The organism is Klebsiella sp. JB_Kp042 (assembly GCF_040065275.1).
In the GTDB taxonomy this organism is placed as follows: Bacteria; Pseudomonadota; Gammaproteobacteria; order Enterobacterales; family Enterobacteriaceae; genus Klebsiella; species Klebsiella quasipneumoniae.
Genome location: NZ_JBEAJL010000094.1, coordinates 40,972 through 53,567, shown reverse-complemented (window position 1 = coordinate 53,567; position 12,596 = coordinate 40,972). Strand labels below are relative to the sequence as shown.

Below are 12,596 nucleotides of genomic sequence, written 5' to 3'. Positions count from 1 at the left end.
TGTTCTCCTTTACTCTTCTTCGTCTCCGCTAAAATTAGCCTGCGGCAGACAGCTGCGCGCGCCCCAGTAATAAATCCCCAGCGACATCGCCGCCACCAGCACCGTATCCCAGGGGTGACCAATAACATTAAGCCCGCCGAAGCTGCCCAGCCAGGAAAAGAGGATAATCAACGCATAAAAAGCGATCAGCCACAGCGAAGACTTCACCTGCTGCGCCAGGCTCACGGTATGTTCCGGCACCTTGCCTTTGCACATCACATACACCACAAACATCACGATCTGCAGCCCCAGCAGCCACGAGAGCGTATTCCAGCCGGACCAGTAGACGATCAGCGCCGAGACCATAAACGACACCGGGCCGATGATGCCGAAGGCGCGCACGCGGAACGGCCGCGGCAGATCCGGGGCGTTGCGGCGCAGCCCGGCGGCGGTCACCGGGGCGATGGCGTAGCTCAGCACCAGGGCCGCCGACACCACGCTTATCAGCTGTTCCCAGGAGGGGAACGGCAGCGTCCAGAAAATCGACAGCCCAAAGGTCAGCCACAGCGCCGGGCGCGGAATACCGGACGCTTTATCAATATGGGTAAAGGCTTTAAAGAAAGTACCCGCCTTCGCCCAGCCGTAGATCACCCGCGGCGTCGCGTTCATATAGATATTGCCGGTGCCGCTCGGGGAGATGATCGCATCGCTTATCACCATAAAGGCCAGCCAGCCCATGCCGAGGGTAATGGCGATATCGCGATACGGCAGCGAGAACTGTTTGCTCACTTCGGCCCAACCGCCGTTCAGCATCTCGGTGGGAATACTGCCAAGGAACGCCAACTGCAGCAGCACGTAGATAATCGTCGACAGCACCACTGATAAAATCAACGCGATAGGGATAGTCCGCTGTGGCTTTTGTACTTCGCTGGCCACCGAGATAATCGGCGTCAGTCCCAGATAGGCGAAGATAATTCCCCCGGCGCTGATCGCCGCTTCCACCCCGGACATACCAAACGGCGCAATGCCCTGAGCATGCAGGTTCTCAGGTTTAAAGAAGGCGAACAGCGTGACCACCACCAGCAGCGGCACCAGAAACTTGAGCACGCTGATGAAGTTGTTCGAGCGGGCGAAGGTCTTGACGCTGTAGTAGTTCAGCGCGAAGAAGAAACAGAGCAGCAGGAACTGCACCCCCCACCCCAGCAGCGTCGGCGAGCTGGAGCCCGGCTGGGTCAGCGCCGGAAACCAGGCCGCGGCATATTGCCGGGCGGCGACAATTTCTATCGAGATCAGGCTGGAGAAGGCGATCAGGGTGATGAACCCCAGCAGATAACCCATCAGCTCACCGTGGGAAAAGACCGGGTAACGAATAATGCCGCCGGCGCGCGGCAGCGCCGCCCCCAGCTCGCAGTAGACAATCCCCAGCAGCAGCACCGCAAAGCCGCCGATCACCCACGACGCGATACCGGCCGGACCGGCAATGGATGCCACATGGCTGGCGGCGAATAACCATCCGGAGCCGAAGATCGCCCCCAGGCCGATAAAGGTGAGGTCGGTCAGAGTCAGCTGTTTTTTAAACTTACCCGACTCCGCAACGCGTGTTTGACTGTTATGCGTAGTGTGAATGGTCATGGTGATGCCCTTGCGTCAATGAGAGGAGGAAATCGCTTCCCGGGTCCACTGGCCGTTGACCAGGCGCAGCAGGTTTAAAGGGTTCGCATCCTGCAGCGCCGGCGGTAACAGGGCGGCCGGCGCATTCTGCAGGCAGACCGGGCGCAGAAAACGCTCAATCGCCCGGCTGCCGACCGACGTCCCGCGCGCATCGGTCGTCGCCGGCCATGGGCCGCCGTGGACCATCGCATCGCACACTTCCACGCCGGTGGGATAACCGTTAAACAGCACCCGTCCGGCCTTCTCGCACAGCAGCGGTAGCAGACTCGCCGCCAGCGGGCCGTCGTCCGCTTCCGCGTGCAGCGTCGCGGTGAGCTGTCCTTGCAGCGCTTTCACCACCGCCTGCAGCTGGGCCGCGTCGTCCACTTCCACCAGCAACGATAGCGGGCCGAAAACTTCGGTCTGCAGCAGCGTATCCTGCGCCAGCAGATCCTCGACCTGAGCCTGCCACAGCTGGGTTTGCGCCTGCCCGGCGCCGGCGGCGAGGCCGCTCGCCAGCCTCTCGATACGCGGATGCGCCGCCAGCGCCGCCACGCCCTGGCGGTAGTGCTGAAGGGTCGGCGCATTGAGCAACACCTGCGGCGCGCAGCCCGCTACCGCCGCGCACAGCGCCGACTTAAAGCGTTCCAGTCCGGCGCCGCGCAGCGCCAGAATCAGTCCCGGACGGGTACAGAACTGGCCGCCGCCGAGGGTGAATGACGCCACCAGCTCGTTCGCCAGCGCCTCGGCCCGCGTCTGCAGCGCCTGCGGCAGAATAATCAGCGGGTTAATCGCCGACATTTCAGCAAACAGCGGGATTGGCTGCGGGCGCTGCTGCGCCAGCTGATATAGCGCCTTACCGCCGGCCAGCGAGCCGGTAAAGCCAACGGCCTGAATCGCTGGATGGCGGACTAATTCGGCGCCGATATCCGCCCCGAAAATCATATTGAATACGCCGCCGGGTAACCCACACCGCGCAACCGCCCGGACGATCGCGTCAGCGGTCAGCTCGGCGGTGGCCATATGGCCCTCATGGGCTTTCACCACCACCGGGCAGCCAGCCGCCAGCGCCGAGGCGGTATCGCCGCCAGCGGTGGAAAAGGCCAACGGAAAGTTGCTGGCGCCAAACACCGCCACCGGCCCTAACGCCTGCTGATATTGACGCAGGTCCGGGCGCGGCAGCGGCTGACGGTCGGCTAAGGCGGTATCAATACGGGCGGCGAAGGTATCCCCGCGCAGGATCACGCCAGCAAACATCCGCAGTTGGCCGCTGGTTCGCGCCCGCTCGCCCTGCAGCCGCGCCAGCGGCAGCGCGGTCTCCTGTTCGGCGATAGCAAAAAACGCCTCCCCCAGCGCGTCCAGCTCATCGGCAATGGCGCAGAGAAAGTGCGCCCGCTGCTGCGGCGCGGTCTGTGAATAAATGGCAAACGCCTGCTGCGCCGCCTCCGCGGCCTGGGCGGCCTCCGCGTGGGAAGCCGGATAAAAGCGATGGCCGGTGGCCTCGCCATCCACCGCCCGCAGGCTCAATAGCGTCGCTTCGCCGCTGGCAACGCGGCGTCCGGCGATAAACTGCCGTCCCGCCGTGGTTTGAGATGCATTCATACTGACTCCTGTGCTCAGAGGCCAACGTCCGGCAGGGCAGGACGAGTCGCCAGCGCCTGTTCCACGATCGCCACCACCTGCTGGCGCGTTTCGCCTTCCAGCGCCAGACGCGGCGGACGGGTCACAGCGCTGCCGCGCCCGAGTAGCTCTTCGCACAGCTTGATGCACTGCACCAGATCCGGACGCGCATCGAGATGCAGCAGCGGCATGAACCAGCGGTACAGCGCCATCGCTTCTTCGTAACACTGTTGGCGGGCGAGACGGAATAACGTTTCCCCTTCGCGCGGGAAGGCGTTGGACATTCCGGAGATCCACCCTTCCGCGCCGACGGCGATGCTTTCCACCACCACGTCATCCAGCCCGGCAAACAGCACGAAGCGGTCGCCAACGGTGTTACGCAGGTCGATAAAGCGGCGGGTATCGCCGGAGGAGTCTTTAAAGCAGACGATGTTGTCGCAATCGGTCAGGGTGGCGAGAATGTCCGGCGTCACGTCGTTTTTGTAAATCGGCGGGTTGTTGTAGACCATGATCGGCAGGTCGGTGGCGGTGGCCACACTGCGGAAGTGAGCGGCGGTTTCATGCGGTTTTGAGGAGTAGACCAGCGCCGGCATCACCATGATCCCGTCGACGCCGACGCGCTCCGCCTCTTTCGCCATCTTCTGGGCAAAGGCGGTGGTGAACTCGGCCACCCCGGCGATCACCGGAATTTTGCCGCCAGCGGCATCTTTCGCCACCTCGATAATCTGCAATTTTTCATCAGTGCTCAGGGAGGTGTTCTCCCCTACGCTGCCGCACACCACCAGCCCGGAAACGCCATCTTTGACCAGGTTTTTCATCACCGCGTGGGTGGCGTCTAAATCGAGGGAGTAATCGCTACGAAACTGCGTGCTAACCGCCGGGAATACGCCGCTCCAGTGAATCGCTTTATTGCTCATGCTCGGTTCCTTGTCGTCATTTTGTTAAGTCGAGGTGAATGATTGGTGAATATTCACTGACAGATTGACGCGTCGCGGAACCGGCGGCTTGTCGGTTTTCCCTTAATCCGATGACGAAATTAGCACAGTCGACAAAAGTCTGAGCCAGCCGTTATCCCTGCAGCGTCAGGCGAAAATCGCGCGGCGTCGAGCCGGTCATCGCTTTGAACTGGCGGCTGAAGGCGCTGTGATCGGTATAGCCGCACTGCAAAGCGATATCGGTAATCGGCGTGTCGCCGGCCAGCAATTCGGTGGCTTTTTCCAGACGCACTTTGTGGATCATCTGCCGCGGCGTGAGATGAAAGATCCGTTTGCAGTAGCGCTCGATCTGCGCAATCGACATCCCGCTCAAGGCGGTCAGCTCTTCCATGGCGATCGGCCGGTGATAGTGGCGGCGGATATGATCGTCGACGATCGCCAGCCGCTGCCACGCCGGATGGCGGGCGTGGGCCTCCTGCAGATCGTGAGAGATCCCGGCCATGCCGATCACCTGTCCGCGGACATCGCGCAGCGCCAGCTTCTGCGTCAGGCACCAGCCGCGTTCCCGGCCATTGTAGAGATGCATTTCCAGCTGGTCGCGCAGGGTCACGCCCTCCCGCAATACCCGAAGATCCTGTTCGGTGTAACCCTGACCCAGCGCGGAAGGAAAGACGTCGGCGGAGGTTTTCCCCAGCAGCGAGGAGACGGTTTTGAAACCGCAGCGGCGGGCCAGCGTCAGATTCGCCAGCAGATAACGCGCTTCGCTGTCTTTGATAAAAAAGACCACGTTGGGGATGGCATTGAGCAAGGGGGCGATCAGCGCCAGGGCATTGAGCAGCGCCGCCATATTCTCCGGCCGCTGGCGCGCCAGCCCTTCGCAGATCTGGCTCAGCTCATCGACCGCCAGCTCCGGTTGATTAACAGCGCGCGGCGGCGCCGCTTCAGAAACACCGATCATAGGGCTTCCTCATGGTAAGTGACCGAAGGATATTTATTCACTTCCTGTTAACACCTCAAGCGGCAACCGCCGGTTTTGCGATCCTGGATCCGCTTTACGCCTTCCCCTGGTTTATCCACTGGCGCAATCGCCACTTTCGGTTTACCACGCCATTAAAAGAATGATAAATAAGAAATAATTATGCGCCACATGAACATCGCCCCGGTGCTATTATGCCGATTTCGTCATTATCTCTGCCGAAAGCGTTCAAGCCGCCCGTCACGGGTTGCGCCAGCATGATGAAACATGTTGTTAACTTCCGGAGAGCAGAATGACCGCGCCACGCCCCCCTATTACGCTGAGAGCCATTGATTCACACACCGGCGGCGAACCCACCCGCCTGATCGTTGACGGCTTCCCCGACCTCGGCGGCGGCAGCATGGCGGAGCGTCGCGACCGTTTCGCCCGTGACTTCGATCGCTGGCGTCAGGCGGTGATTCTCGAACCGCGCGGCAGCGATGTGCTGGTCGGCGCGCTGCTTTGCAAACCGGTCTCGGCGGCGGCCACCGCTGGCGTCATTTTCTTCAACAACGCCGGTTTTCTGAATATGTGCGGCCACGGCACCATCGGGCTTATCGCCTCGCTGGCGTGGCTTGGCCGTATCCTGCCAGGCGTTCATCTGATTGAAACCCCGGTCGGCGACGTAAGCGCCACGTTGCACGACGATGGCAGCGTATCGGTGCAAAACGTCCCGGCCCGCCGCTGGAAAAAGCAGGTCCGCGTGGAGACCGCGCGGGGTCCCGTCATAGGCGATATTGCCTGGGGCGGCAACTGGTTTTTCCTGATTAACGATCACCCGTTCGCCATTACCCCGGCGCACATTCCACAGCTCACCGACTACGCCTGGGCGGTGCGCGAGGGGCTGGAGGCTGCGGGGATCCGCGGCGACGACGGCGGCGTTATCGACCATATCGAGCTGTTCGCCGATGACGATGCCGCCGACAGCCGCAGCTTCGTACTCTGTCCGGGAAAGGCCTGGGATCGTTCGCCGTGCGGCACCGGCACCAGCGCCAAGCTGGCCTGCCTGGCGCAGGATGGCAAACTCCAGCCGGGAGCGATCTGGCGCCAGGCCAGCATCATCGGCAGCCAGTTTACCGCCAGCTACCAGCGCGCCGCCGCAGGCATCATTCCAACGATCCGCGGCGAAGCCTGGGTGTGCGGCGATAACCAGTTGATCCTCAACCCGGACGATCCCTTCTGCTGGGGGATCGCGCCGTGAAGCCGTGCGATGTCATCGTGATCGGCGCCGGGATCATCGGCGCCGCCTGCGCGTGGCAGCTGGCGAAGCGGGGGCAGAAAGTGACGCTTATCGATGACGGTCAACCCGGCGCCACGGCGGCGGGTATGGGCCATCTGGTGTGCATGGATGACGACCCCGCCGAACTGGCGCTGTCGGCGTGGTCGCTGGCGCGCTGGCGCGCCATCACCCCGCGGATGCCCGCCACTTGCGCCTGGCGCGGCTGCGGCACGCTGTGGCTGGCGGAAAGCGAAGAAGAGATGGCCGTCGCGGGTGAAAAACAGCGGCGGCTGGCTGGCTATCAGGTCCACAGCGAACTGCAGACCCCACAGCAGATCGCCGGGCGCGAGCCGCTGCTGCGCAGCGGGCTGGCCGGCGGGCTATGGGTACCCGGCGACAGCATCGTCTACGCGCCAAACGTCGCCCGCTGGCTAATGGCCGATGCCGGAGACCATCTCACCTGCCTGCACGACAGCGCGCAGGCGATTACCGAACCGCAGGTGCTGCTCGCCAGCGGCAAACGGCTACAGGCGCGGGCCATCGTGGTGGCCTGCGGCCTGGAGGCCAATACGCTGTTGGCGGAAAACTGGCTGCGGCCCAGGAAGGGTCAGCTGGCAATTACCGATCGTTACGGGCCGCGGGTGCATCACCAGCTGGTTGAGCTGGGCTACGGCGCCAGCGCCCACGGCGGCGGCACCTCGGTAGCGTTTAACCTGCAGCCGCGGCCCACTGGCCAGCTGCTGATTGGCTCTTCGCGCCAGTTCGATAATCGCGAGCGCCAGCTGGATCTCCCCTTGCTGGGGCAGATGCTCGACCGCGCCCGCCATTTTGTGCCGGCGCTGGCGACGCTGAATATCATCCGCTGCTGGAGCGGCCTGCGCGCCGCCTCGCAGGATGGCAATCCGCTGATCGGCCCGCACCCCACGCGCCGCGGTGTATGGCTGGCGCTGGGCCATGAAGGACTGGGGGTCACCACCGCCCCGGCGACGGCTGAGCTGCTGGCGGCGCAGATCCTCGGCGAACGCTGCCCGCTGGCGCCTGAGGCCTGGCTCCCGGCCCGTCTGTACCATCAGGAGGCGATCGCATGAATAGCACGCTCAATATCACTGTCGATGGCGAAGCGCTGACGGTGCCGGAAGGTATCAGCGTGGCGGCAGCGCTGGCGTTGACCGGCGATCCCACCACCCGCCAGGCGGTTAACGGCGACCCCCGCGCGCCGTTTTGCGGCATGGGGGTCTGCCAGGAGTGCCGGATCACCGTCGACGGCCGGCGGGTGCTGGCCTGCCAGACCCTGTGCCGGGCCGGTATGCAAATAGAAAGGAGCCGCTATGTACACGCTGCGCTGTGACATTTTAATCCTCGGCGCCGGCCCCGCCGGCATGGCAGCAGCCCTCGCTGCCGCCGCCTGCGATAAACAGGTCATTATTCTCGACGATAACCCCGCCCCCGGAGGGCAAATCTGGCGCGCCGGCCCGCAGGCGACGCTGCCCGCCCTGGCCCGGCGCTACCGCGACGCCATCGCCGCGTCTGCCGCCATCCGGGTGGTGAACGGCGCGCGGCTGATTGCCCGCCCCTCCGCGCGCAGCGTGCTGTTTGAAACCGCCGACGGCGGTGGCGTGGTTTACTGGCAGAAACTGATCCTCTGCTGCGGCGCGCGCGAGCTGTCGCTGCCCTTTCCCGGCTGGACCTTACCCGGCGTGACCAGCGCGGGCGGCCTGCAGGCGCAGATCAAACATGGCTTGTCGCTGAAAGGCGAAAAAGTGGTGATTGCCGGCAGCGGCCCGCTGCTGCTGGCGGTGGCGGATACGGTGAACAAGGCCGGAGGCCAGGTAACGAATATCGTTGAGCAAGCGCCGCTCCCGGCGCTGCTGCGCTTCGCCAGCGGGCTGTGGCGCTGGCCGCAGAAGCTGCGCCAGTTAGCGACGCTGGCTCCGAAAGGCTATCTTAGCGGCGCCCAGGCGATCCGCGCCCACGGCGCAACGCGGCTGGAAGCCGTGACGCTGCGCCAGCGCGGCATCGAGCGGACTGTCGCCTGCGATCGGCTGGCTATCGGCTACGGGCTGGTGCCCAATATCGAGACGGGGCTGCTGTTCGGTTGCGCCGCAGCGCAGGAGGCGATCCAGGTTAACCGCTGGCAGCAGACCAGCCTCGCGGATATTTACGCCGCCGGGGAGTGCACCGGTTTCGGCGGGAGCGAGCTGGCGCTGGCGGAGGGCGAAATCGCCGGGTATGCCGCCGCCGGGGCCAGCCAGCAGGCCCAGGCGTTATTTGCCCGTCGCGCCCGCTGGCAGCGCTTCGCCACGGCCATCAACCGCACCTTCCGGCTGGCGGAGTCGTTGAAAAACGCGGCGACGCCGGAGAGCCTGCTGTGCCGTTGCGAAGATGTGCGCTGCGGCGACGTGGCAGCCGCCGACGACTGGCTGCAGGCCAAGCTTACCCAGCGCTGCGGAATGGGCGCCTGTCAGGGGCGCACCTGCGCCGCCAGCGCCCGCTGGCTGTATGGCTGGCCGCTGCCGCAGCCGAGAGAGCCGCTGTCCCCCGCCCGCGCGGAAACGCTTATTGCCCTCGCCAGGCTGAGCGCCGAGCCGTAACCGCTACTCTTCTTCATCACCGCGCCCGGCAGGGACGCCAAGCGCAATAAACTCTTCCAGCAGCGAGGTCAGTTGCTGCAGCTTTTCCGTAGTGAACTGAGCCTCCAGCAGGCGATAGGTTTCTTCCACCTCCGCCTGGGCGCTTTCGTACAGCGCGGTTCCGGCAGGCGTCAGCGAGACGTACAGCTTGCGCTGATCGTTAACCGGCTTCAGCCGCAGCACCAGTCCATCCCGCTCCATGCGCGTCAAAATCCCGGTCAGACTGGGGCGCAGAATACAGGCGCGAAAAGCCAGATCGTGAAAGTCCATTGACGGACGTTCGGCGAGGATACGCACGATCCGCCACTGCTGTTCGGTGAGATTGTGTCGTTTGACGATCGGTCGAAAGTAGGCCATCGCCGCTTCACGCGCCTGCAACAAGGCAATGGTTAATGAATCATGCATAGTATCCCCTCAACGGCCTCATCTAAAACTTATTAACAACTTAATAATTAGCTTTAATCCTGCCATGTACAACCGGTTTCTGCACCTGAAAAGTACCAGCCTTTCTCAGAAAAATATTCAAATATTTGATTAATAACGAATAAGTTATTGATGTGTAAATATTGTGTTAATCCGATCACAAAACATTCACTTCCAGTTGCTAAACCTCATCGCAAAGCATAAAAGATGATCATTAATATATTAACGAAATCCCTTTGAACCGAAATCAGTCCCAGAGGAGTGGTGAATGAAAGGTACCATCTTCGCCGTTGCGCTCAATCATCGCAGCCAGCTCGACGCCTGGCGCGAGGCGTTTCAACAGGCCCCCTACAAAACGCCGCCGAAAACCGCGGTCTGGTTTATCAAGCCGCGCAATACCGTGATTGGCGATGGCGAGGCGATCCCCTATCCGCAGGGCGAAACCGTGCAAAGCGGCGCCACCGTGGCGCTGATTGTCGGCAAAACCGCGCGCAAGGTGGCGGCGGAAGAGGCAGCGAACTATATCGCCGGCTACGCGCTGGCGAACGACGTCAGCCTGCCGGAAGAGAGTTTTTATCGCCCGGCGATCAAGGCCAAGTGCCGCGATGGTTTCTGCCCCGTCGGCGCGCTGTCGCCGGTGCGCAACGTTGATAACCTGACCATCATCACCGAAATCAACGGCCGCGAAGCGGACAGCTGGCATACCGGCGATCTGCAGCGTAACGCCGCGCAGCTGCTGAGCGCCTTGAGCGAGTTCGCCACCCTCAATCCCGGCGACGCGATCCTCATCGGTACGCCCCACTCCCGCGTTACGCTGCGTCCCGGCGATCGCGTACGCATTCTCGCCGAGGGCTTCCCGGCGCTGGAAAACCCGGTTGTCGCAGAAGGAGAGCTGGCATGAAACAGGCACGTATTGAATGGCAGGGACAGGTACGCGATGCGGTGGTCGATGAACGCGACCAGGTGCGCCTGGACGATGGCACGGTATTGAAAGAAGGTGAATTCCGCTGGCTGCCGCCCGCCGACGGCACGCTGTTCGCGCTGGGGCTGAACTACGCCGACCACGCCAGCGAGCTGGCGTTTAAGCCGCCAACCGAGCCGCTGGTGTTTATCAAAGCGCCAAACACCGTTACTGGCCACCAGCAGCAGTCGGTACGCCCGGATAACGTGGAATACATGCACTACGAAGCTGAGCTGGTGGTGGTGATCGGTAAAACCGCCCGCCGCGTCAGCGAAGCCGAGGCCATGGACTATGTCGCCGGCTATACCGTCTGCAACGACTACGCGATCCGCGACTATCTGGAAAACTACTACCGGCCAAACCTGCGGGTGAAAAGCCGCGACACCCTGACGCCGATCGGCCCGTGGATCGTCGGCAAAGAGGCGATCCCGGATCCGCATAATCTGGCCCTGCGCACCTGGGTCAACGGCGAGCTGCGCCAGCAGGGCACCACCGCCGATCTGATCTTCAGCATCCCGTTTCTCATCGCTTACTTAAGCGAATTTATGACCCTGCAACCGGGCGACATGATCGCCACCGGCACGCCGAAAGGGCTGTCCGACGTGGTGCCAGGCGACGAGGTGATCGTTGAAGTCGAGGGCGTGGGCCGCCTGGTCAACCATATCATCAGCCAGCAAGCGTATGAGGAGACACTGTCATGAAAAAGATTAACCATTGGATCAACGGTAAAAACGTTGCCGGCGCAGACTATTTTCATACCACCAACCCGGCCACCGGCGAAGTGCTGGCGGAAGTCGCCGCCGGCGGTGAAGCCGAAGTCCATCAGGCGGTAGCGGCGGCGAAAGAGGCCTTCCCGAAGTGGGCTAACCTGCCGATGAAAGAGCGCGCGCGCCTGATGCGCCGCCTCGGGGATCTGATCGATCAGAACGTCCCGGAGATCGCGGCGATGGAAACCGCCGATACCGGTCTGCCTATCCACCAGACCAAAAACGTGCTGATCCCGCGCGCCTCCCACAATTTCGAGTTTTTCGCCGAAGTGTGCCAGCAGATGAACGGTAAGACCTATCCGGTCGACGACAAGATGCTGAACTACACCCTGGTGCAGCCGGTGGGCGTCTGCGCGCTGGTGTCGCCGTGGAACGTGCCGTTTATGACCGCCACCTGGAAGGTGGCGCCGTGCCTGGCGTTGGGGAATACCGCGGTGCTGAAGATGTCCGAGCTGTCGCCGCTGACCGCCGACCGTCTGGGCGAACTGGCGCTGGAAGCGGGTATTCCGGCGGGGGTACTGAACGTGGTGCAGGGCTACGGCGCGACGGCGGGCGATGCGCTGGTACGCCACCATGACGTGCGCGCGGTATCGTTTACCGGCGGTACCGCCACCGGGCGCAACATCATGAAAAATGCCGGTCTGAAAAAGTACTCCATGGAGCTGGGCGGCAAATCGCCGGTGCTGATTTTCGAAGACGCCGATATTGAGCGCGCCCTCGACGCCGCGCTGTTCACCATCTTCTCGATCAACGGCGAACGCTGCACCGCCGGCTCGCGCATTTTCATTCAGCAGAGCATCTACCCCGAGTTCGTTAAACGCTTCGCCGAGCGCGCTAACCGCCTGCGCGTCGGCGATCCAACCGACCCGAACACCCAGGTCGGCGCGCTGATTAGCCAGCAACATTGGGAGAAAGTCTCCGGCTATATCCGCCTCGGCATTGAAGAAGGAGCGACCCTGCTGGCCGGCGGCGCGGATAAACCGTCCGACCTGCCGGCGCATCTGAAAGCCGGCAATTTCCTGCGCCCGACGGTGCTGGCGGATGTCGACAACCGCATGCGCGTCGCCCAGGAAGAGATTTTTGGCCCGGTCGCCTGCCTGCTGCCGTTCAAAGACGAGGCGGAAGGGCTGCGCCTGGCGAACGATGTGGAATACGGCCTGGCGTCGTATATCTGGACCCAAGACGTCAGCAAAGTGCTGCGTCTGGCGCGCGGTATTGAAGCCGGGATGGTGTTCGTCAACACCCAGAACGTCCGCGACCTGCGTCAGCCGTTCGGCGGCGTGAAGGCCTCCGGCACCGGCCGCGAAGGCGGCGAGTACAGCTTTGAAGTGTTCGCCGAAATGAAAAACGTCTGCATCTCGATGGGCGACCATCCGATCCCGAAATGGGGAGTCTGA

At 62.9% G+C, this 12,596-nt stretch carries 12 protein-coding genes and 1 pseudogene; 8 read left to right on the top strand and 5 right to left on the bottom strand.

Annotation, left to right across the window (positions count from 1 at the left end; translation table 11 throughout):
• Positions 1 to 9 precede the first annotated feature (9 nt).
• From ABLV54_RS18205 to ABLV54_RS18190, 4 genes are all read right to left on the bottom strand, one after another.
• Positions 10 to 1,611, bottom strand: coding sequence for an APC family permease (locus ABLV54_RS18205; protein WP_044525289.1), 1,602 nt, complete (start codon positions 1,609 to 1,611; stop codon positions 10 to 12).
• Between the two features lie 15 nt (positions 1,612 to 1,626).
• Positions 1,627 to 3,231: an aldehyde dehydrogenase (NADP(+)) gene (locus ABLV54_RS18200; protein WP_050534045.1), complete on the bottom strand. Its 1,605-nt coding sequence runs from the start codon at positions 3,229 to 3,231 to the stop codon at positions 1,627 to 1,629.
• A 14-nt stretch (positions 3,232 to 3,245) separates the two neighbouring features.
• On the bottom strand, positions 3,246 to 4,166 hold the full coding sequence (locus tag ABLV54_RS18195; protein ID WP_050534046.1) for a dihydrodipicolinate synthase family protein: 921 nt from the start codon (positions 4,164 to 4,166) through the stop codon (positions 3,246 to 3,248).
• Positions 4,167 to 4,317: 151 nt separating this feature from the next.
• Complete coding sequence (locus ABLV54_RS18190; RefSeq protein WP_032455015.1) at positions 4,318 to 5,142, bottom strand: AraC family transcriptional regulator; 825 nt, start codon at positions 5,140 to 5,142, stop codon at positions 4,318 to 4,320.
• Positions 5,143 to 5,452: 310 nt separating this feature from the next.
• Between ABLV54_RS18190 and ABLV54_RS18185 the strand changes: the two genes are divergently transcribed.
• Genes ABLV54_RS18185 through ABLV54_RS18170 form a run of 4 tightly spaced genes read left to right on the top strand, consistent with a single transcriptional unit; the run spans position 5,453 to position 9,009 of the window.
• The gene (locus ABLV54_RS18185; protein ID WP_050534047.1) at positions 5,453 to 6,400 is read left to right on the top strand and encodes a 4-hydroxyproline epimerase; all 948 of its coding nucleotides are present in this window, start codon (positions 5,453 to 5,455) and stop codon (positions 6,398 to 6,400) included.
• Entirely contained in the window at positions 6,397 to 7,506 is a 1,110-nt protein-coding gene (locus tag ABLV54_RS18180) for an FAD-dependent oxidoreductase (protein ID WP_050534048.1), read from the top strand. The genes ABLV54_RS18185 and ABLV54_RS18180 overlap by 4 nt, the downstream gene beginning before the upstream one ends.
• Positions 7,503 to 7,766 (top strand): (2Fe-2S)-binding protein, encoded by a 264-nt coding sequence (locus tag ABLV54_RS18175; RefSeq protein WP_032455020.1) that lies wholly within the window; start codon positions 7,503 to 7,505, stop codon positions 7,764 to 7,766. Before ABLV54_RS18180 ends, ABLV54_RS18175 begins: the two co-directional genes overlap by 4 nt.
• Positions 7,747 to 9,009 (top strand): FAD-dependent oxidoreductase, encoded by a 1,263-nt coding sequence (locus ABLV54_RS18170; RefSeq protein ID WP_050534049.1) that lies wholly within the window; start codon positions 7,747 to 7,749, stop codon positions 9,007 to 9,009. The genes ABLV54_RS18175 and ABLV54_RS18170 overlap by 20 nt, the downstream gene beginning before the upstream one ends.
• Positions 9,010 to 9,012: 3 nt before the next feature.
• Here the strand turns inward: ABLV54_RS18170 and hpaR are convergent, their stop codons facing one another.
• Positions 9,013 to 9,453 (bottom strand): homoprotocatechuate degradation operon regulator HpaR, encoded by a 441-nt coding sequence (gene hpaR, locus ABLV54_RS18165; protein WP_002887503.1) that lies wholly within the window; start codon positions 9,451 to 9,453, stop codon positions 9,013 to 9,015.
• A gap of 64 nt (positions 9,454 to 9,517) precedes the next feature.
• Here hpaR and ABLV54_RS18160 point away from each other — a divergent pair.
• The 4 genes and pseudogenes from ABLV54_RS18160 to hpaE all read left to right on the top strand — a co-directional run bounded on the left by ABLV54_RS18160 (position 9,518) and on the right by hpaE (position 12,596).
• Positions 9,518 to 9,682 (top strand): annotated as a pseudogene (locus ABLV54_RS18160) (hypothetical protein).
• A 57-nt stretch (positions 9,683 to 9,739) separates the two neighbouring features.
• Positions 9,740 to 10,372 (top strand): fumarylacetoacetate hydrolase family protein, encoded by a 633-nt coding sequence (locus tag ABLV54_RS18155; protein WP_049014166.1) that lies wholly within the window; start codon positions 9,740 to 9,742, stop codon positions 10,370 to 10,372.
• Positions 10,369 to 11,133: a fumarylacetoacetate hydrolase family protein gene (locus ABLV54_RS18150; RefSeq protein WP_050534050.1), complete on the top strand. Its 765-nt coding sequence runs from the start codon at positions 10,369 to 10,371 to the stop codon at positions 11,131 to 11,133. The genes ABLV54_RS18155 and ABLV54_RS18150 overlap by 4 nt, the downstream gene beginning before the upstream one ends.
• Positions 11,130 to 12,596 (top strand): 5-carboxymethyl-2-hydroxymuconate semialdehyde dehydrogenase, encoded by a 1,467-nt coding sequence (hpaE, locus tag ABLV54_RS18145; RefSeq protein ID WP_023291851.1) that lies wholly within the window; start codon positions 11,130 to 11,132, stop codon positions 12,594 to 12,596. Before ABLV54_RS18150 ends, hpaE begins: the two co-directional genes overlap by 4 nt.

Bases quoted from the DNA above. Each gene is read 5' to 3' on its own strand.
- ABLV54_RS18205 (WP_044525289.1), bottom strand. From the start codon at position 1,611: ATGACCATTCACACTACGCATAACAGTCAAACACGCGTTGCGGAGTCG.
- ABLV54_RS18200 (WP_050534045.1), bottom strand. From the start codon at position 3,231: ATGAATGCATCTCAAACCACGGCGGGACGGCAGTTTATCGCCGGACGC.
- ABLV54_RS18195 (WP_050534046.1), bottom strand. From the start codon at position 4,166: ATGAGCAATAAAGCGATTCACTGGAGCGGCGTATTCCCGGCGGTTAGC.
- ABLV54_RS18190 (WP_032455015.1), bottom strand. From the start codon at position 5,142: ATGATCGGTGTTTCTGAAGCGGCGCCGCCGCGCGCTGTTAATCAACCG.
- ABLV54_RS18185 (WP_050534047.1), top strand. From the start codon at position 5,453: ATGACCGCGCCACGCCCCCCTATTACGCTGAGAGCCATTGATTCACAC.
- ABLV54_RS18175 (WP_032455020.1), top strand. From the start codon at position 7,503: ATGAATAGCACGCTCAATATCACTGTCGATGGCGAAGCGCTGACGGTG.
- ABLV54_RS18170 (WP_050534049.1), top strand. From the start codon at position 7,747: ATGTACACGCTGCGCTGTGACATTTTAATCCTCGGCGCCGGCCCCGCC.
- hpaR (WP_002887503.1), bottom strand. From the start codon at position 9,453: ATGCATGATTCATTAACCATTGCCTTGTTGCAGGCGCGTGAAGCGGCG.
- ABLV54_RS18155 (WP_049014166.1), top strand. From the start codon at position 9,740: ATGAAAGGTACCATCTTCGCCGTTGCGCTCAATCATCGCAGCCAGCTC.
- ABLV54_RS18150 (WP_050534050.1), top strand. From the start codon at position 10,369: ATGAAACAGGCACGTATTGAATGGCAGGGACAGGTACGCGATGCGGTG.
- hpaE (WP_023291851.1), top strand. From the start codon at position 11,130: ATGAAAAAGATTAACCATTGGATCAACGGTAAAAACGTTGCCGGCGCA.